We start from the raw sequence: 18,385 nt of genomic DNA on the forward strand, positions 1-18,385 counted from the left end.
GGGCCCGTCAGAGCCGCAGCGCGTCGGCCATCGAGTCGTGGGTGCGCCAGCCGGGGATCTCCGCGCCCGACGCCCAGGTGGAGTGGGTACCGGAGGACACCCGCTCGGGCAGGCGAACGCGCGCGATCGGCCCGTCCTCGACCCGCTGCGCGTCGAGAACCAGGCACTCGGACAGGTCGCGGTTCATGTCGACGGTGATGGTGATGAGGTAGCCGTCGTCCTCGGCGGTGGCGCCGACGCGCGGGGCCATGGCGGTCTCGCTGCAGAACACGCCCTCCTCGAACTCGTAGGAGGTCTCGGCGCCGGTGAGCAGGTCGTGCTTGACCACGCCGTTGAACAGGAACCAGCCGGGCTTGTTCTGCGCGGCGTAGGTGTAGCGGTACTCCTGCCCGCGGAGGCGGTCGTTGATCATCCCGAACTCGGTGACGCGGTCCGACAGGTCGTACTCGCGGACCTGCCCGGTACGCATGTTGAGGTGCCAGCGGTGCAGGCGGGTGCCCATGCGGTCGGCGGCGAGGAAGCGGAACGCACGCTCGTAGGCGGTGCCCACGCCGGTGTCGCCCGGTAGGGGGAACTTCTGGAAGAAGCCGTCGAGGATGACCTCGTCGCCACTTTCGTAGGCGTTGGTCCAGTGCAGGACGAAGGTGGGGTCGGCCTCGAACCACACGATGTCCTCGGCGCTGCCGCGGCGCGGGATCACGGCCAGGCGGGTGGGGATGTCCGGGTAGAAGCGGTTGGCGTACTTGCCGTGGGCCAGCGCTTCGGGGTCCCAGAACAGCGGGCAGTCGTTGAGGATCGCGTAGTTCTCGGTGTACGCCATGTCGTGCGGCAGACGCGGCCCGGGCAGCGGGACCTCGGTGTAGTGGACCAGCGTGTCGTTCGAGTCGACCACCCCGTAGTGCATGTAGGGGGCCTCGGTGCCGTAGTTGAAGAACAGCATCTCGCCGGTGGCCAGGTCGACCTTCGGGTGCGCGGACACGCCCAGGTCGGTGGGGAACGCCCCGTCCCAGGTGGCCTTGCCGCGGGTCTCCAGGGTGAGCGGGTCGAGCTGGTACAGGTCGCCGCACTGGTAGAAGCTGGTCAGCGCCCGGCCGTTGTGGACGGTGACGTCGGTGCTGGAGGAGTCCTTGAGCAGGCCGCGCGCGCCCCACCCGTGGTCGACCCGGGCGGCGGTCGGCTTCTCGGCGATGCCCGGCCACAGCGGCCCGCCGGCCTCCTGCTCGGCGAGCAGCCCGTCGGTGCGGACGAAGCGGTTGCGGTAGAACGCCTCGCCGTCGCGGAAGCCCACGACGTGCATCATCGCGTCACCGTCGAAGGGGTGGTAGATGCCCGACAGTGCGTTGTGCACCGGGTTCTCGGTGTTGCGCAGGTAGACGCCGTCGAGGTCGTCGGGCAGGTCGCCGATCACCTCGAGGTCGTCGGCCGCGCGCTCGGTGTGCTGCGGGCGCCAGGGGCCGGTGCGGTAGGGGTGGTCGTCGTCGGCGGGCAGCGTGCTGAGGATGCGGCCCAGAACCTCGGTCTCCATGGGGTGGTCCTTTCGGTCAGAGAAGTGGGGGGGTGCGCGGTGCGAGCGGTTCGGCGCTCAGCGGGCGGCCTCGAGGATCAGCGCGGTGCCCAGCCCGGCGGCGCCACTGACGGCGGCGGTGGCGTAGCGGCCACCACCCACGCGCAGCTGCTCGACGGCCTGGATCGTGAGGATCGCGCCGGTGGCTCCGAAGGCGTGGCCCATGGCGATGGTGCCGCCGTTGACGTTGAAGCGGTCGTCACCGAAGCCGCACTCGCGTTGGATCTTCAGGCAGAACGCGGAGAACGCCTCGGCGAACTCCACCACGTCCATCTGGTCCGGGGTGAGGTCGGCGCGGGTGAGGGCGCACCCGATGGCGGCCTGTCCGGCGCCGAGCATGCGCACCGGGTCGGCGCCGACGGAGGCGCCGGCGACGATGCGCGCCAGGGGTGTGAGGCCGGCACGCACGGCGGCGGCGAGCGTGCCGACGACGACGAGGGCCGCTCCGTCCGCGAGCGAGGGCGACGTTCCCCGGGTGTGCAGGTGGTCGATCCTGTCCAGTTCCGGGAGGTGTTCCAGGGCGAGGGCGTCCTGTCCGTCGGCGCCGAGGGCGGCGAACGCGGGCTCCAGGGTGGCGAGCTGCTCGGCGGTGACCGGGCGCATCAGCTCGTCGCGGCTGAGCACCACCCGGCCGTCGGCGTCGCGGACCGGCATCAGGGTGGAGTCGAAGAACCCACGGTCCCACGCGCGGGCCGCCAGCTCCTGGGTGCGGACACCGTAGGCGTCGAGTTCTTCGCGGGTCAGCCCGAGTTCGGTGGCCCCGATGTCAGCGGCGATGCCCATGTGGACGCTGCCGATGGACGAGATGACCTCCGCATCCGCCCAGAGAGGGCCGCGATCGGCGAACATCGGCGCCTGGGAGACCGACTCCACTCCCCCGGCCACGATGAGGTCGGCCTGCCCGGAGCCGATGAGCCCGGCCGCGTTCTTGATGGCGTCGATGCCGGAGGCGCAGAAGCGGTTGACCGTCTGACCGGCGACCGAGTGGTCCCAGCCGGCGGTGAGCGCGGCGGTGCGGGCCAGGTTGGCGCCCTGGGCCCCGGTCTGGGTGGCCGAGCCGAGGATGATGTCGTCGACCGCCGCCGGGTCGAGGCCCACGCTGTCGACCAGTCCGTTCAGGAGCTGCTCGACCAGGCTCAGCGGGGTGATCCCGGCGAGCGCTCCGCCGGCGTGGCCCTTGCCGCGCGGGGTGCGCAGCGAGCCCAGGATGTAGACCTCGCGACCGGCGCTCATCGGACACCCCGGGTGAGGACGGTGGCGACGGCGGTGGTGAACGAGCCGCCCACATTGACGGTCATGGCGGTGCGGGCTCCGTCGACCTGTTGCTCGCCCGCACGGCCGGTGACCTGGTTCGCGGCGTCGAGCACCATGCGCACGCCGGTGGCACCGACCGGGTGGCCGTCGGCGAGCAGTCCGCCGCCCGGGTTGACGGGCAGCCGGCCGTCGCGGTCGATCGCACCCTCGGCGACGGCGGCACCGCCGGCGCCGGGTGCGGCCAGGCCCATGTGTTCGATGGTGACGATGCCGTTGATGGAGAAGCAGTCGTGGATCTCGGCCACGTCGAGGTCGTCGACCCCGTCCAGACCGGCCCGGCGGTAGGCGTCCTCGACCGCACCCGCCAGGTGCGGGAACATGTGCTCCGCTCCTGCGCTCTGGGCGAGCTTGTCGGCCAGCAGCAGGGTGGAGGTGCGGTGGCCGAATCCCGCGAGCACGGCCTCGTTCCCCAGATCCGCGCCCGTGCGCTCGGCCCAGGCCTCGGCGAAGCGGCGGCTGACGAGGACGACGCCGGCGGCGCCGTCGGTGATGCGACCGCAGTCGGTCTTGCGGAGCATGCCCTCGACGAGTGGGTTCGCATAGTCGTCCGGAGTGAACGCGGCCGGCTCGAGGTCCCAGGCCCGGGTCTGGGCCTGGGCGTTGCGGCGGCCGTTGGCGAAGGCGATCTCCGCGAACCGGCCCAGGTGTGCGGGGTCCAGGCCGTAGCGGGTGTCGTACTCGGCGGCGATCTCGGCGAACAGGGCCGGCCAGGCGAACTCGGCATCGAGTGCCTCGCGGCCGGCCCACGCGGCGGTGCCGAGGTTGTCGGCGGCCTGCTTGGCGGAGACGTTGCGCATGAGTTCGATGCCCAGCACGAGGGCGACGTCGTATCGGCCCGAGGCGATGTCCGCGCTCGCGGCGAGCACGGCGGTGGACCCGGAGGCGCAGGCCGCCTCGTGCCGGGTGCTGGGCACGCCGTCCAGGGCGGGCTCGGCGGCCACGACCATGCCTCCGAGCTGCGCCTGTCCGGAGAACAGTTCGCCGGCGAGGTTGCCCACGTGGATCACGTCCACGTCGCTCGCGTCGATCCGGGCGCCGGCGAGTGTGGCCGGGATGACCTCGGTGAACATGTCGAACAGGCCCAGGCCCTCCGACGACCACTTGCGCGCGAAGTCGGTCCGGCCGCCGCCGAGGACGTACACGGGCTCACTCATCTGGTCCTACCTCCACCCGACGGGAACGCTGTCCCGCCCGCATCTGTTCGTCTCTTCGCTCCGTGACCCGACGCCCGGCCCGACACGGACGAGAGTGGCGCAGGTCACGCCTGTCGTCAATGTAGCGCCACCCGGCGATTACTACAACAGTGAAAGCGTGATGACCACCGTAAGGCCAGCTGAAGCAACAGTCGGCAGTAGATCACTTCACATGCGCGAGCACTGCGCCGCGGCTGATACGCTGGCCCGAGTCGCAAATCGGGAGGTGGTGGCGGCATGGCGGTCCCGACCGCGCAGGACCAGGCCGCGTCCGTCCCCGGCCTGGGGCGGGCCCTGGTGATCGTGGGCGATTCGTGGGGCCTGCGGATCGTGCGCGCGATCTTCGTGGGCCACCGCAGCTTCGGCGCGCTCCGCCAGGCGCTCGGCATCTCCGACGCCGTCCTGGCGCGGCGCCTGGCCGACCTCGTGGCCGACGGCGTGCTCACCCATCCGGACGACGATCCCGACCCCGGATCGCGGGAGTACCGGCTGACCGACGCCGGCAAGGACCTGTGGCGCGTGATGGTCGCCATCCGCTCGTGGGATCAGTCTTGGGCCGGCCCCGCCCACGGCGACTCGGAGATCGAACTGCTACACCGCCCGTGCGGGCAGGCCACCCATCCGGTCCTGGGCTGCGGCGCGTGTGGTGCCATCGGGCTCCGCGCCCGCGACATCACTGCCCGGCCGGACGCGAACCTGCTGCGCGACGTCCGTGCCACCCGCTCCCGCCGCGCGACCCGCTCGGATGGGCCGATCGACTCCTCCCGCGTCCTGGGCGACCACTGGGCCTCGCTCGTCCTGGCGTGCGCCCTCATGGGCGACGTCCACTTCCAGGATTTCCAGGACAGCCTGGACATCTCCCCCGCCACCCTGACCAGCCGGCTGAAGGACTTCGTCGACGCCGGGATCCTCACCCGGGAGTCGCACCGGGAGGGCGGGCGGCGGCAGGTCTACCGCCTCACCCCTGCCGGGCAGGACTTCTTCCCCGTCTCGGCGATGCTCAACGACTGGGCGAGGAGTTGGCTGGCCGACGACGGCCACTCGGGGCTGTCCATGATCCACCGCGCATGCGGGGCGGAGCTCCTCCCGCAGTTCACGTGCAACTGCTGCAACGGGGTCCTCGAGCGCAGCGAGGTGCGGTTCCGGGGCGGCAACCTCGTGGGCGCGCCCCAGCCCTGAACGGGGCACGAGGGCCGGGGCACGCCGGGAATTGGGATTAACCTGACGTGACACTCACCTTCAGGAGGTTGGCATCGCCACCACACACCCGGGCCCCGGCTCCCCCGCCCTCTCTTCGCCCGCAATCACCTCGTTCCTTCGTCGCCACACCCTCGAGCAGCCGGGGCGCACCGCGCTGATCGACGGTGCCACCGGCGAGTCGCTCACCTACCCCGACCTGCTCGGCCGGGTCCTGGCCCAGGCCGAGCAGTTCCGCGCGGCGGGCATCGCACCGGGCGACCGCGTGGGCATCCTCGGGGTGAACTCCCTGCCCTACGCCGTCACGCTTCTCGCCCTGTCCGAGGTGGGCGCGATCGCGGTGCCCCAGAACACCCGGCTCCACGCCGCGGAGCTGACGACCAACCTGCAGGATGCCGGGGTCACCGCGCTCGTCGCCGACTCGGCACACCGGGAGGCGGCGACGTCGATCGCGGACGACCTCGTCGTCGTCGCCCGGTTCCTCCTGGACGGCACCGCGGAAGGATGGACCCCGCTCGATCGCGCCGCCGCCACCGTAGATACGGCGACCCTCGCCGCCACCCCGGTGCCGGACGAGTCCCACGGCGAGGCCACCTCCACCATCCTCTACACCAGTGGGACCACTGGCCGCGCCAAGGGCTGCATGCTCGCCCAACGCACGTGGGTGGGGTACGCGCAGAACATGACGAGCTCCCTGCGGATGAACCGCGACGACACCTACCTCGCGTTCCTGCCGCTCTTCCACGTGGCGGGCCTCGGACTGCTCCACTCGCAGCTCATCCTCGGCGGCACCGTGGTCACGCAGGCCGCCGCCGACCCGGCGCAGATGCACGCCGCCGTGAAGAAGCACGGCGTCACCATCGTCATGGTGGTCCCGGGCATCTCCGGCCCGTTCGTCACCCACCCCGACGCGGCCCCGGCCGGGGACACGACACTGCGCCTGCTCGTCTCGGCCGTCGGGCTGGAGTCACGCGAGGTCATCGAGGCCACCCGTACCCGCCTCGGCGTGGAGTACATGGGCATCTACGGTCAGACGGAGTCCGGGACCAAGACCACGTGGGCCACCCAGGATCAGGTGGACCGCAACCCGTCGACGTACGGAACCGTGATGCCGGCTCTGGCCTACCGACTCGTCGACGACGCCGGCCGTGACGTGGCGCCCGGCGAGCCCGGCGAGCTCTTGCTGCGGGGCAGCACGGTGATGCAGGGCTACTGGAACCGCCCGGCTGCCACCGCGGAGACCCTCGCCGGCGGCTGGCACCACACCGGCGACGTCTTTGTCCTCCAGGACGATGGCACGCTGCGGATGGTGGACCGGACCAAGTACCTCATCAAGACCGGCGGGGAGAACGTCTACCCGCAGGAGGTGGAGAACATCCTCAAGGTGCATCCGAAGGTCGCGGACGTGGCGGTGGCCGGAATCCCCGACGCCGAGTGGGGCGAGACGGTCAAGGCGTTCGTCATCCCCGAGCCCGGCGTCGAGCTGACCCGCGCGGAACTCGACGAGGCCGTCCGCACGGAGGTGGCCGGGTACAAGGCCCCGCGGTTCATCGAGTTCGTCGACCAGATCCCCCGCAACGTCTCCGGCAAGATCCTCAAGAACGAACTCACCGCCAGGCCCACCGACGAGTCTCAGCGCGTGGCGCGGAAGGGACGCTCACGTGACGGGCACTGACAGAACAGACGCTGACCAGACCATGCCGTTGGTCGACCTCTTCCCGCACTCGGACCAGATCGCGGTGCTGAGGATGCAGAGCCCGCCGGTCAACGCCTGGACCGACCCGTTCGTCGAGGCCATGGAAGCGGCCCTCACCGAACTGGAGTCCTCGGCGGCCCGCGCCGTGGTCATCACCGGCACCGGCCGACACTTCAGCGCCGGCGGCGACTTCCACCGGTTCCAGCAGATCACCGACGAGACCACCGCCCGCGAGTTCGTGGAGCGGGTGCAGGGGCTCATGGACCGCGTGGCCGCGCTACCGATGCCCGTCATCGCCGCGGTCAACGGCACGGCCCTCGGCGGCGGGTGCGAGCTGGCCCTGGCCTGCGACGTGCGGGTCGCCGGCGCGCGCGCGAAGCTGGGCCAGCCCGAAGTTAGGTGGGGAATCCTCGCCGGGGCCGGCGGTACGCAACGCCTCGCACGGTTGGTGGGGCCGGGCATGTCCAAGCTGATGATGTTCACCGCCCGGCCCGTCGACGCTGCCGAGGCGCTGCGCATCGGGCTGGTCGAAGCGGTCTCCGACGGTTACGACCCGCTGCCGCTCGCCCTGGAACTGGCCGAGACGATGGCGGTCAACAGCCCGCGAGCGATCCGCAGCGTCAAGCAGTGCGTGGATCGCGGCCTGGACGTCGACCTGCCCGCCGGGCTCGAACTCGAGCGCGAACTGTGGATCGACCTCATTCCCGACGGTGACCTGCAGGAGGGTGCCGCGGCGTTCTTCGACGGACGCGATCCGCGGTACCCCGACTGACTGATGGCGGGGCGCCCGGGGTCGGGACCACGGGCGCCCGCCTCCCCATCCGATGTCCGTCCGGTGTCGAATCCTCATCATGGACACGGTTCCGCGCTCTCCTCGGCAGGCGAGCTTCCACGTGAAAGCGTCCGAATCGGACGTATCGGGCCTGCTCGCGGGCTCACCGCATGCTGGGCGCGCCCACGATCCGAACGACGGCACCACCTCGCGGCGACTGCTGACGCTGTCCCGGCGCCGGAACTACGCCCGCGACGCCAGCATGTGGTGGGAGAACTGGGTGCCGGTCGCGGCCACCGGGTGGGGCGCGGTGTTCGTCATCGCGCCGCTGCTGGTGGCCGATGTCCTCATCAGGACGACCACCGGGCTTCTCCGCAAGAACCACCCGTCGGGCCCGCCTGACATCGACGCCGGCGACTGAATACCTCTGCTGTCCCGCTGCCGGCGGACGAAGTCACCCAGCCGCCCCCGCGCGGGCCGTCACGAGGGCCGCGCGGCCAGTCGCCACAGGATGGTCCGCTCGCGGGACCGGGCGGCGTGCAGTGGATCGGCGCTGTCGGCCGCGCGCGGGTGGCGAGGCGTCGTCTCGTGCGTTCCCAGAACCGTCAGCCCGGCGTCGGCGATGCGGTGGAGGAGCTCGTCGCTGGCTCGTAGGCCGAGCTGCTCCGCGAGGTCGGACAGGATCAGCCACCCTTCGCCCTGCGGCGTGAGGTGGTCGGCGAGCCCACCGAGGAAGCGGCTGAGCACGTCCGAGCCCGGGTCGTAGATCCCCTGCTCCAGTGCCGAGGTCGGACGACCGGGAATCCACGGCGGGTTGCACACCACCACGTCGGCTCGCCCGGCGTCGCCCACCTCGTCGTCGTCATAAGGCCACAGGTCGGCCTCCACCACGTCCACCCGGTCCGCCAACCCCAGCCGACCCACGTTGTCGCGCGCGCACTGCACCGCGCGCGGGTTGATGTCGGACGCCACGACCTGCCGTGCCCCGCGCCGGGCCAGGACGGCCGCGAGCACACCGGTGCCCGTGCCGATGTCCCACACGATCGGATCCTCGACACCCTGCGGCCAGGGGGCGTCGGCGACCAGGTCGATGTACTCGTCTCGGGTAGGGGCGAACACGCCGTAGGCGGGATGGATCCGGGCCCCCAACGCGGCGACCTCGATGCCGCCAAGGTGCCACTCGTAGGCACTGATGACGCCGAGGAGCTCGGGTAGCGAGACCAGCGTCTCCCGACCGGTCGAGTCGTTGCCGTTGTGGGTCGGCGGCCCGTAGGCATGGGTGCAGGCGTCGCGTACGTCGGGCGCTCGGCGCAGTCTGACCGAGTAATCCTGCTCGAGTGGGATGAGGATCTTGCCCAGCGTCTCCGCCCGCTGCGCGCGTGCCTTCCGGTCGGCGAGGAACACCTCCCCGGGTTCGGAGCTCTGCGGCGCCCGGGACGCCCGCTTCTGCAGTCGCCGGTCGAGGGCGCGCATGAGCTGGCGGGCGTTGTGGAAGTCGCCTCGCCAGAGCAGTCCGGTGCCCCGCCGGATCATCCGAAGCGCCTTGTCCGCGGCGATGTCGTCGTGGATCACCACGATGTCCCGCGGCGGCGGCGCGCCGTTCTCGGAGTGCCACCCGGCAGTGCGGTCCTCGCCCTTCTCTCGCCAACTGACGGTGGTCACAGGCGACCCGGGGGCGGCAGGAGAAGACACGTGAGTCCTTCGGACGGGCGCGCCCTCGACCGTAGGGAGGAATGACGCGCGAGAGCAAGCTACCCGCGAACCGGGCCGCACCCAGTGTCTCAGCTCCGCCGCCGACCGGTCACGGCCAGTCGATCTCATACGGCTCGGCCCGGGCCGAGTGCATCCGTCCCCCGCTGATGAAGTAGCCGTCGGTGTAGGTGGCCGTGTCGGACGGGATGCCGTGGGCGAGCGCGTAGAGCTGGGCCGCGAGATCATCGGCATCGAATGCGCCGGAGCTGTCGCGATGGGGTGTGACGATCGCGGTCCTGTCGGCGAAGACCCCGGGCGCTCCCCTCAGGGTGATTCGGCGAGCGCGGTAGTCCCCGGCGCGAACGTAGGCGAGGGCCTGGCGGAGCACGGTGTCGTAGCGAGTGCCAGAGATGGGTGTGGCGATGTGCATGGCCGACAGCGTCACACCCGTCGGCGGCGTCCTCGCCCGCGTCACGGTCCCCGGCACCGCAGCCTGTGGAGAGTCGCGTGCCCTGTGAGTGTGGTGCCGCTGCCGTGAGGGTTCCGGTCGCCTCTCCCCGGTTCTACGATGGGAGTCGAGGCATTGGAGCTCATCATGAGTGCATCGCAGGCCGACCTCTGGAGTGGTCCCGTCGGGCAGTCGTGGGTGCGCAATGCGCTCGCGTACGACACGATTCTCGAGCCGCTCGGTCGCGCGGCCCTCGACCGCCTGGACCTCGGCCCACCGCAGCGGGTGCTGGACATCGGGTGCGGGACCGGGACAACGACCTTGGAGATCGGACGCCGGGTGCGCCCGGACGGGTCGGCGGTCGGCGTGGACGTGTCCCGACCGATGGTCGAGTGCGCGCAGGCTCGCCTGGTGGACGAGGCCGATGCGGAGAACGTCGAGTTCCTCACCCTCGACGTGGAGAGCGAGCCGTTGCCCGGCCTGTTCGACGCCGCGTTCTCGCGGATGGGCGTGATGTTCTTCGACCGACCCGAGGTGGCGTTCTCCGCCGTCCGGGCGGCCCTCCGACCGGGCGGCCGGCTCGCGTTCGTCTGCTTTGCCGCGCCCGCCGCGAACCCGTTCATCACCGTCCCCACCGGCGCCGCGTTGGCCCGGCTCGGTGGTGCCCCTGTGCCTCCGCCGGGCGCGCCGGGACCGTTCTCGTTCGCTGACCCGGACCGCGTGCGCAGCGTGTTGGAGACCGCCGGCTTCGAGTCTGTCGAGGTGAACCCCGGCCCCGACGAGGTCACCCTCGGCCCCGCCGACCGCCTCGAACAACTCGCCCGGCAGGCGCTGGAACAGAACCCCCAGGCCATGATGGCGATGGCCGCCAACCCCGACGCCCGCGACTCCGCCGTCGCCGCGGCCGTGGCCGCGCTGGGTGAGCATGTCACCGACGGCGAGGTCCGTCTGGGTGCCGGAACCTGGGTCGTCGAGGCCCGCGCGCCCGGGGTGTGACAGGGCAGAAGCAGCAAGGGCCGCTATCGATAGACCTCGCGCCGATGGGCAATATCGACAACGAGGACGGTCACCCGTTGATCCTCGATCGAGCAGATGATCCGGTAGTCGCCCACGCGGTACCGCCAGAGGTGCTGGTCGCCGCGAAGTGCCTTCCCGAGATACCTGGGGTCTTCGCACCCGTGTATTCGCTCCTCGAGGAATGCCCGGATTCTCTGCTGCGCAGTCCTATCCTGTCGACCGAGTTTGGTGATGACCTTCTGGACGTGCGGCGTGACCTCGACCAGATACGCCACCTCAGGACCAGTCCACCTGGTCCAACGGGATCGCGGAATCGTCTGACTGCCTGAATTCCTCCAGACGGTGCCGGGCCAAGTACCAGTCCTCCATCTCGTCGAGTCCGCTGCGGATGAACTCGCTCGCGTAGAACGACTTGGACCTGCCGGTGATTCGAGCCAGATGGTCCAGACGGGCGATGGTTTCGTCGTCCAACTTGGTGTTCAGCTGTTTGGCCGTCATGACACCCCTTCCGCCGCTATACGAGTATAGACCCAGTGACCACCCTGAGACCGTGACCATCCGGCCGGTCGATGTCGAGAGCGTCATTGACGACAAGCGTGGGGGCGAGCCACTGCGAGGCGCAGCGTCGATCTGGCAGCCTCCAGGCAACTAGATTCCTGCCGGAAACCCCTCCCCTTCTCAAGTTATAGCTGGTAGGAGGTCTTGCGGCAAGACCCCGGTGGGGGCGCACACTTGCGCAATGTCCCCCGAGGCACCCGGCATCTTCGCCCTCCCCGACCACCTCGCCCACAAGGCTGACCCGGCGCACATCGACGACGACGAGCGCCACCTCGCCGCCATCTCCCGCGCCCTCGACCAGAAGATCGCGGTGCTGTCCGCCCGTCTGGACGCCCGCCGCCGCGACCCGGCCGGCCGCGGCGCGCAGACCATCGAGCGCGACGCCGACATCCGCCGCCTCGTCGCCGAGCTCGCCACGCTGCGCCGCTTCGGGCTGGACGTGTGCATCGGCCACTACGCCACCGCCGCCGCCTCCCGCGCCCCTCAATTCGACTCCAGCCCCACCGCAGCCGAGGCCGCGCCGGTGTACGTGGGCCGCATCGGCCTCACCGATGCGGCCGGCACTCCCCTCCTCGTGGACTGGCGCACCCCGGCCGCGGAGCCGTTCTTCGCCGCGACGCTCGCCGATCCGAGGGGTGTGACGTATCGCCGGCGGTACCGGTGGTCGGGCGGGCGCATCGTGGATTACTGGGATGAGGTCTTTGGCGACGACGACGAGGTCTTCGCTCACGTCAGCCCCGACGACCTCTCGGCGTTCGTCTCGAGCTTGTCCGAGGCGCGGACCGGCCGAATGCGCGATGTGCTCACCACGATCCAGGCCGATCAGGACGCCATCATCCGCGCGGACTCCCGGGGAGCCCTCATCGTGGACGGCGGGCCCGGCACCGGCAAGACCGTCGTGGCCCTGCACCGGGCGGCGTATCTGCTGCACGCGCAGTCCCGTGAGGGGCTGCGGCGCGGCAACCTGCTCCTCGTCGGGCCGCACCGGCCGTATCTGGACTACGTGGCGGATGTACTCCCCTCCCTCGGTGAGCACAGCGTGCAGACGGCGACCGTGGCCGATCTCGGCGTCGCCGCGCTCGGCGGGACGATCGCGGCACCGCCCGGCGGACTGCCCGACGAACCCGATCCCGAGGTCGCCCGACTGAAGTCAGAGCTCCGCATGGTCGAGACGATCGAGGCCGCGGTGCGCTTCTACGAGCAGCCGCCCGAGCAGTCGATGGTGATGCAGACCGAGTGGCTGGACCTGCGCCTGACGCCGGCCGACTGGGCCGAGGCATTTGCCTCCGTGGAGGACGGCACACCACACAACGAAGCTCACCCGCAGATCCGCGAAACGCTCGCCGAGATCCTCGTTGACCGGGCCCTCCATAACAGTGCAGGCGGTGGCGTGCCGGCGGACATCCTCCGCGCAGAGCTCGCAGCACACCCGGACCTGCACCGTGCCCTGTACCGGGCATGGCCGATGATCAACGCCACCGATCTTGTCGGGGACCTGTGGACCGTCCCGGCGTACCTGCGCCTGTGCGCACCGTGGCTGACCACCGAGCAGCTGCAACTCCTTCAGCGACCCGCGGCCGACTCATGGACGACCGCGGACCTGCCGCTCCTGGACGCGGCCCACCACCGGCTGGGTGATGCCGACCGGAAGCGCAGAACGCAGCGTCACCGGGCCGAGCGATCCGCAGAACTCGCAAGGCGCCAGCGGGTGATCGACGACCTCATCGCCGCCGATGACGATCCCGAGGGGGTCTCCCCCATGCTCCGCCACGCCGATCTGCAGGAATCCCTGCTCGACCCGTCGACCGACGACGACCCGACTGCTGGCGTGTCCCGCCTCGCGGGCGTGTTCGGACACATCATCGTCGACGAGGCTCAGGAGCTCACCGATGCCGAGTGGCGGATGATCCTGCGCCGCTGCCCGTCGGGCAGCCTCACGGTGGTCGGCGATCGCGCGCAGTCCCGCCGCGACTTCGACGAGTCCTGGCCCGGCCGGCTGGAGCGCATTGGCCTCTCCCCTGCCCGCATCACTTCCGTGCATCTGAGCATCAATTACCGCACCCCCGCCGAGGTCATGGAGGCCGCTGCACCCGTGATCCGGTCGGTCCGTCCCGACGCCAACGTCCCCGAGTCGGTGCGCCGCAGCGGGATCCCCGTCGAGTACGGCCACGTCGAGGATCTCCAGCACGTGATCGACGGGTGGCTCGCTACCCACTCCGAGGGCACGGTCGGCATTATTTGCGGGTCCGGCGCTACCGTTTCCGAATTCAACGGATCCGACCGCGTCCGCTCGCTGACCCCCGCGCAGGCCAAGGGCCTCGAGTTCGACCTGGTGGTCCTTGTCGACCCGGGTTCGTTCGGCTCGGGCGTCACCGGTGCAGTCGACCACTACGTGGCGATGACGCGAGCGACGCAGCAGTTGGTCGTTCTCAGCTCGTAGGTTCTCGCCGGGCGCGCAGCGTCACAACGCCGACGCCTGCCTCAGCGCTACGTCCGCGATAGGTCGCTTGAGCAACTGCTCGGGGAAGATGTCGATGTCCTCGCGACCGAAGAGCATACGAACTTCTTCCAACAAGCCAGAGGCTCGCATGAGGAGGTTGCCGTCGGCTGGGTCCATATCGACCAGGATGTCCACGTCGCTCCCGCCATTCGCAGTACCGCGGGCGACTGATCCGAACAGCATCGGATTCGTCGCAGCGTACTTGGCAAGGAGGGCTCGGAACTCGTCTCGACGCGCCTCGATGAGCTCACGCAAGGCGAGCGATTCGGGAGTCGGGGCGGTGCTCGTCATAGCCTCAGGATTTTGGCTGCATTTGCTGACGGAAGACCCATGCGCTCTACCGCCTGTGCCTCCGTCGCCGGAATCGCCACCGGGCAGTCACAGGTCGCTTGACTCCAGACGCTGCACCACCCGGGGAGCCAACTCGCCTTCCGCGAGCCTGTACTTCGACCACTTGTCGCCACTCTCGGCGGACATCGAAGCCGAGAAGACGCGCCGACCCCGTGCGTTCACAGTCGTGTTCGCCTCGAAAACGGGGCTCGGCACCATCCACGACTGCGCGATCGACCCCCGCGTCACGTCTACGTAGACGAACAGCATGTCCAGGTCGCTGCGTGGGTAGAAGGACGAGTCGCGGACAACAGCCTGAAAACGGCCGCGTTGCACCACAAGCCCATCCGACATTCGCGCCTTCACTTGGACGGCCAGAGTGGCGGTGTGCTCGCGCAGGTGGAAAACCAGGTCGACGCCCTCGTCGTCGATGATCGACGTCGACACGTTGAGCTTCGCGCGGGACTGCAGGATGCATGTGGCGGCGACGAGCAGCTCCGCCGCCTTACCCATTCGTCCAGAGTCCGGGGACTTCTCAAGGTAATCGTCGGGTCCCATTGCCGCACTATAGAAGCCGCTGTTCGAGCCGACGTCCCTTAACTCAGAAGAGGCCATCAGTCGGCAGGCACAGCGGCAAGCAGAATGGATAGACCCGTGGGCGCCTTCAACCTCGCCACCGCTGTTCTTCACACGACGCTGGATGTCGACCCGTGCCCGCGGCGGTGCACTCCGCCGATTCCACACCCATCTACCGCACGCGCGCCCTGGGCGACCGCGATGTCGTCCCACTGGCCCTGGGAGGGCAGCCGAGCCACACGGTTCGCGCCCGCGGGCACGGGGTCGGGAATGGGCGACGACGACGAGGAGTACTCCCTCGCGATCCGTCCGCATTGTCGGAAGGCACCGACCTGGCGCTGTTAGCGTCACACAGACATGGACCCGACCGGAGGAGACACAGCGTTGAGGAAGAAGACGTTCGCGGCGCTCGCGGGCACCTACGGGATCCTCTTTCTCCTCACGACCGCGTGGACGGCGTGGCAGATCGCTACTCACGGGGCCGCGAACGTCAGCGCCCCGGTTTTCCCGGCGATGGCACTCGGGGCTCTCGTCGGCGTCGTGGTGATAAGAATCCGTGGCAATCGGCAGGGACAGGCGACCCTCGCTACTGCACTCGCCGCGATAGTGTCCTTCGCTGCGGTCGCCGCCGCCGGGCTCTGGGGGTGGTTCATCGTCGCGGGGTAGCGCCAGGCCGCTGACCAGGGGCGCCCTGAACGCCCCGTGCAGGGCACCCCAGGTCACAGGCCGTCGTCGACCTCCCGCGCGAGCGCGCGTGCCGCAGTCGTCTCTAATTGCCCAGCACTGACCGCCTCCGCTCGTCGGTAGATCGGGGCCCCGGGCGCGGATAGCACTCGAGCCCGGCTCCCCCATCAGGGAACCGGGCTCGAGTGCGTGTGTAGCGGGGACAGGATTTGAACCTGCGACCTCTGGGTTATGAGCCCAGCGAGCTACCGAGCTGCTCCACCCCGCGTCGATTGCCTCACTGACAGTACGTGCGACGGACCAAAGGTCCAAATCGATAGACGAGTAGCTGCGCATCGTTGCGGTATCACCAGCGGTAATTGCGGCCGGGCGGGGCACAGCGGGGGCTACTCGGATCAAGTTTCTGATGACGACGGGGAGATCGCCTCCCGCGCCAGCCCCGTTGCTTCGACATAGCATCGGGCCATGTCTCCTCACTCGACGAGCATGGGCGGCTTCGTCACGGCTCTCCTGCCCTCGCTATCGAAGAGCTTGGCCGAGCAGTTCAACATCTTCCGGGTGATGCACCACGGCACCCACGAGAAGCAGCTCTCGAACGTCTTCGCCTGGTTGCTGACCACTGATGCGACCCACGGTCTCGAAGACACTTTCCAGCGGATATTTCTCGCCCGCATCAATGCTGCGCTCCCCGTACAAGGCACGCTGCCGGACTCTGGATACCGGGTTGTCCAGGAGGTCGACACACGAGCAAGTGATGAGATCGCGGCTGGCGCAGTCATGGACATCGCCGACATCGTGCTCTCCCGGCCTGATGCAGCCGTAGTGGTGGAGAACTTCGAAACCTCCGACGGACACGGGCACGACTACCAGCGCTACCTCGCCCACGGAACCGCGGGCGGACGACCGGCGGCGGTCGTTCTGCTCTGTCACAGGCACGACTTCCACCGTCTTCGTAACGGTTGGGAGCAAGCCATTGTCATCACCTACGCCGATCTGCTCACAGAGTTGCACGCGCACGTTGACGGCCATCGGCGATGGCAGGATCGCCACCCTGACCAACTCTTTTTCCTCCGCCAGATGATCGAGTACTTCGTGGAAGGTCCAGCCGCAGTGAACGTCGACGAGCAGATCCGCTTCATCAAGACGATGTGCGAGACCGGAGAGTCCGCGCGATATGGACACCGGCCCCAGGAGCGAGCAGCCCAGGAGTTCGCGGATCTCGTGGCGGAGCACGCTCGGCGGCAATTTGAAGACAGCCGGGCAACGCTCGCATCGGTCAAGGACAGGCTGCGCACTTTCGCCCGTACAGTGCTGACAGACCAGCTCAACGCGTCTCTCAGTCACGGGACGATCGATAAGGTGGCAACACGGTTCGTCGGGCAATGGGAGTGGTGCGTTGAACTGCAGCGGCGCGACGAACTGCCCGCGGTCTTCCTCGAGTTCGGCCCCACTGCGGTCGTGGAAAACGCCCGCATTCCCCTACCGCTCAACGACCCGGACTACTCCCGAGTGTTCGTCACGCTTCAGGCCCCAACCGGCGAAGGGATCTCGCGAATCACGCAGACGGATGTCAGCCTTTCGGGCGTGCTCGACGGGCTCGAACCTGATGACCTTCGGCTTCGGGATGCAGTCCTGTCGCTCATCGACAACGCGTGAGCATCAATTATCCAGAGCTCCCTCCAGATTATCCAGAATACCGCGAATATCAATTTCCGAGTTTTAGCGAGAGATGCCATGGCCCTATACGATATAACGCACATTAAACAATCTTCCAGCGATTCGAGTACGCCCCTAATAAAATTGCGGAGTACATCATTCGCCGAGCAGGGAATTATGGAAAGGCAACACATCCAAGCCGCCCTGAGGGACTATATAGAGGTAATCGATAGTGAACTTCTCGTAGTATCTGAGGAGTACAGCGAATTCGAGGGAGTTTCGCGACGTATCGACCTCCTCTGCGTAGACAGGTACCGCAGACTAGTCGTGATCGAGATTAAACGAACGGTCGACGGCGGCCATATGGAGCTACAAGCACTTCGCTATGCGGCAATGGTCTCAACCATGACGTTTTCTCACCTTGCAAAGGTCTATGCCGCATATCGTGTGCGCCGCGGAGAACTCAATACGACCGCTGAGGAGGCGGCCTCCGATCTCCTGGAGTGGTTCGACGAATCGGAAGAACCAGTTGAAGACGGCGAGCTTTCGAGGGACGTCGGAATCATCCTGGCTTCGGAAGACTTTAGTCAGGAAATCACAACTACAGTCTTATGGCTGAATGAGTTCCATGATTTCGATATCCGCTGCGTTCGCCTGACACCATACACGTTGGAAGATCGAATTATCCTCGATGCCCAGCAGGTTATACCGTTACCCGAGGCATCGGACTATACAGTCAAAGCCCGCGAAAAGGAGACTGCAAGCAAACAAGCTAAGAGGCAATCGGTAGACCGAACCAAGTTCATCATAGAAACTCCCACGGGGCGTTCAGAGCCGCTCCCAAAGCGCTGGGCCACCTTGGAATTAGTCCAGAGACTCATCGAATTCGGAGTCCCGATGTCTGAAGTTCGCAAGCACCTGCCCCCGAGCAAGACGCTAGTTATCGATGGCGTTTACGACAACGAAGATGAACTATGGGCCGCTGCGCGCACACAACACGGCCGTTCTCATGCGAATAGGATTCGGTGGCACCTCGCTTCACCAATTGTCGAAAACGGTAGAACATGGTTGATTGCGAACAACTGGGGCAGCGGAACCAGAACCGTTTATAAGGATCTGGTATCGGCCGGTCCAGCGGGCTTCCAGGTGCACGAAGAGGGCCACGAACCCGTCGACTGAGCACGAGAA

18 protein-coding genes and 1 tRNA gene are annotated in these 18,385 nt (G+C 68.4%); 9 read left to right on the forward strand and 10 right to left on the reverse strand.

Annotation, left to right across the window (positions count from 1 at the left end):
* Positions 1–7 precede the first annotated feature (7 nt).
* The 3 genes from L8M95_RS03945 to L8M95_RS03955 are packed head-to-tail and all read right to left on the reverse strand — an operon-like array spanning position 8 to position 4,032.
* A complete protein-coding gene (locus L8M95_RS03945) occupies positions 8–1,525 on the reverse strand; it encodes a carotenoid oxygenase family protein (RefSeq protein ID WP_260488127.1) in 1,518 nt (505 codons plus the stop codon).
* A 57-nt stretch (positions 1,526–1,582) separates the two neighbouring features.
* Complete coding sequence (locus L8M95_RS03950) at positions 1,583–2,797, reverse strand: acetyl-CoA C-acyltransferase (protein ID WP_260488128.1); 1,215 nt, start codon at positions 2,795–2,797, stop codon at positions 1,583–1,585.
* The gene (locus L8M95_RS03955; protein WP_260488129.1) at positions 2,794–4,032 is read right to left on the reverse strand and encodes an acetyl-CoA acetyltransferase; all 1,239 of its coding nucleotides are present in this window, start codon (positions 4,030–4,032) and stop codon (positions 2,794–2,796) included. The genes L8M95_RS03950 and L8M95_RS03955 overlap by 4 nt, the downstream gene beginning before the upstream one ends.
* 276 nt (positions 4,033–4,308) lie before the next feature.
* Here L8M95_RS03955 and L8M95_RS17490 point away from each other — a divergent pair, with 276 nt between their 5' ends.
* From L8M95_RS17490 to L8M95_RS03980, 4 genes are all read left to right on the forward strand, one after another.
* Entirely contained in the window at positions 4,309–5,250 is a 942-nt protein-coding gene (locus tag L8M95_RS17490) for a helix-turn-helix domain-containing protein (protein WP_312027443.1), read from the forward strand.
* 124 nt (positions 5,251–5,374) lie between these two features.
* Entirely contained in the window at positions 5,375–6,943 is a 1,569-nt protein-coding gene (locus L8M95_RS03970; protein WP_260489154.1) for a class I adenylate-forming enzyme family protein, read from the forward strand.
* Positions 6,930–7,736 (forward strand): enoyl-CoA hydratase/isomerase family protein, encoded by an 807-nt coding sequence (locus tag L8M95_RS03975; RefSeq protein WP_260488131.1) that lies wholly within the window; start codon positions 6,930–6,932, stop codon positions 7,734–7,736. The genes L8M95_RS03970 and L8M95_RS03975 overlap by 14 nt, the downstream gene beginning before the upstream one ends.
* A 121-nt stretch (positions 7,737–7,857) precedes the next feature.
* Positions 7,858–8,157 carry a hypothetical protein gene (locus tag L8M95_RS03980; RefSeq protein ID WP_260488133.1) on the forward strand — a complete coding sequence of 100 codons (300 nt, stop codon included), beginning with the start codon at positions 7,858–7,860 and terminating at the stop codon, positions 8,155–8,157.
* A 59-nt stretch (positions 8,158–8,216) separates the two neighbouring features.
* On the opposite strand, the gene L8M95_RS03985 is transcribed toward L8M95_RS03980, so the two are convergent.
* Complete coding sequence (locus L8M95_RS03985) at positions 8,217–9,398, reverse strand: class I SAM-dependent methyltransferase (RefSeq protein WP_260488135.1); 1,182 nt, start codon at positions 9,396–9,398, stop codon at positions 8,217–8,219.
* A gap of 139 nt (positions 9,399–9,537) precedes the next feature.
* Positions 9,538–9,858 (reverse strand): hypothetical protein, encoded by a 321-nt coding sequence (locus tag L8M95_RS03990; RefSeq protein WP_260488137.1) that lies wholly within the window; start codon positions 9,856–9,858, stop codon positions 9,538–9,540.
* 165 nt (positions 9,859–10,023) lie between these two features.
* On the opposite strand from L8M95_RS03990, the gene L8M95_RS03995 reads away from it, so the two are divergent.
* Entirely contained in the window at positions 10,024–10,872 is an 849-nt protein-coding gene (locus L8M95_RS03995) for a class I SAM-dependent methyltransferase (RefSeq protein ID WP_260488139.1), read from the forward strand.
* A gap of 23 nt (positions 10,873–10,895) precedes the next feature.
* Here the strand turns inward: L8M95_RS03995 and L8M95_RS04000 are convergent, their stop codons facing one another.
* Both L8M95_RS04000 and L8M95_RS04005 read right to left on the reverse strand, forming a co-directional pair.
* Positions 10,896–11,168, reverse strand: a complete 273-nt coding sequence (locus L8M95_RS04000; protein ID WP_119192872.1) for a type II toxin-antitoxin system RelE/ParE family toxin — start codon at positions 11,166–11,168, stop codon at positions 10,896–10,898.
* 1 nt (position 11,169) lies between these two features.
* Entirely contained in the window at positions 11,170–11,391 is a 222-nt protein-coding gene (locus L8M95_RS04005) for a ribbon-helix-helix protein, CopG family (protein ID WP_119192871.1), read from the reverse strand.
* 241 nt (positions 11,392–11,632) lie between these two features.
* Between L8M95_RS04005 and helR the strand changes: the two genes are divergently transcribed.
* Positions 11,633–13,891, forward strand: a complete 2,259-nt coding sequence (helR, locus tag L8M95_RS04010) for an RNA polymerase recycling motor ATPase HelR (RefSeq protein ID WP_260488141.1) — start codon at positions 11,633–11,635, stop codon at positions 13,889–13,891.
* Between the two features lie 21 nt (positions 13,892–13,912).
* On the opposite strand, the gene L8M95_RS04015 is transcribed toward helR, so the two are convergent.
* Together L8M95_RS04015 and L8M95_RS04020 are read right to left on the reverse strand one after the other, a co-directional pair.
* On the reverse strand, positions 13,913–14,242 hold the full coding sequence (locus L8M95_RS04015; RefSeq protein WP_260488143.1) for a nucleotidyltransferase family protein: 330 nt from the start codon (positions 14,240–14,242) through the stop codon (positions 13,913–13,915).
* A gap of 87 nt (positions 14,243–14,329) precedes the next feature.
* Positions 14,330–14,839 carry a hypothetical protein gene (locus tag L8M95_RS04020; RefSeq protein WP_260488145.1) on the reverse strand — a complete coding sequence of 170 codons (510 nt, stop codon included), beginning with the start codon at positions 14,837–14,839 and terminating at the stop codon, positions 14,330–14,332.
* A 375-nt stretch (positions 14,840–15,214) separates the two neighbouring features.
* Here L8M95_RS04020 and L8M95_RS04025 point away from each other — a divergent pair, with 375 nt between their 5' ends.
* Complete coding sequence (locus L8M95_RS04025; RefSeq protein WP_260488147.1) at positions 15,215–15,523, forward strand: hypothetical protein; 309 nt, start codon at positions 15,215–15,217, stop codon at positions 15,521–15,523.
* Positions 15,524–15,735: 212 nt separating this feature from the next.
* Here the strand turns inward: L8M95_RS04025 and L8M95_RS04030 are convergent.
* Positions 15,736–15,809, reverse strand: a tRNA-Met gene (locus tag L8M95_RS04030).
* Between the two features lie 197 nt (positions 15,810–16,006).
* On the opposite strand from L8M95_RS04030, the gene L8M95_RS04035 reads away from it, so the two are divergent.
* The gene (locus tag L8M95_RS04035) at positions 16,007–17,197 is read left to right on the forward strand and encodes a PD-(D/E)XK nuclease family protein (protein WP_260488149.1); all 1,191 of its coding nucleotides are present in this window, start codon (positions 16,007–16,009) and stop codon (positions 17,195–17,197) included.
* Between the two features lie 78 nt (positions 17,198–17,275).
* The gene (locus L8M95_RS04040) at positions 17,276–18,376 is read left to right on the forward strand and encodes a hypothetical protein (protein ID WP_146776293.1); all 1,101 of its coding nucleotides are present in this window, start codon (positions 17,276–17,278) and stop codon (positions 18,374–18,376) included.
* Positions 18,377–18,385 lie beyond the last annotated feature (9 nt).

This window comes from Dietzia sp. B32 (assembly GCF_024732245.1).
In the GTDB taxonomy this organism is placed as follows: domain Bacteria; phylum Actinomycetota; class Actinomycetes; order Mycobacteriales; family Mycobacteriaceae; genus Dietzia.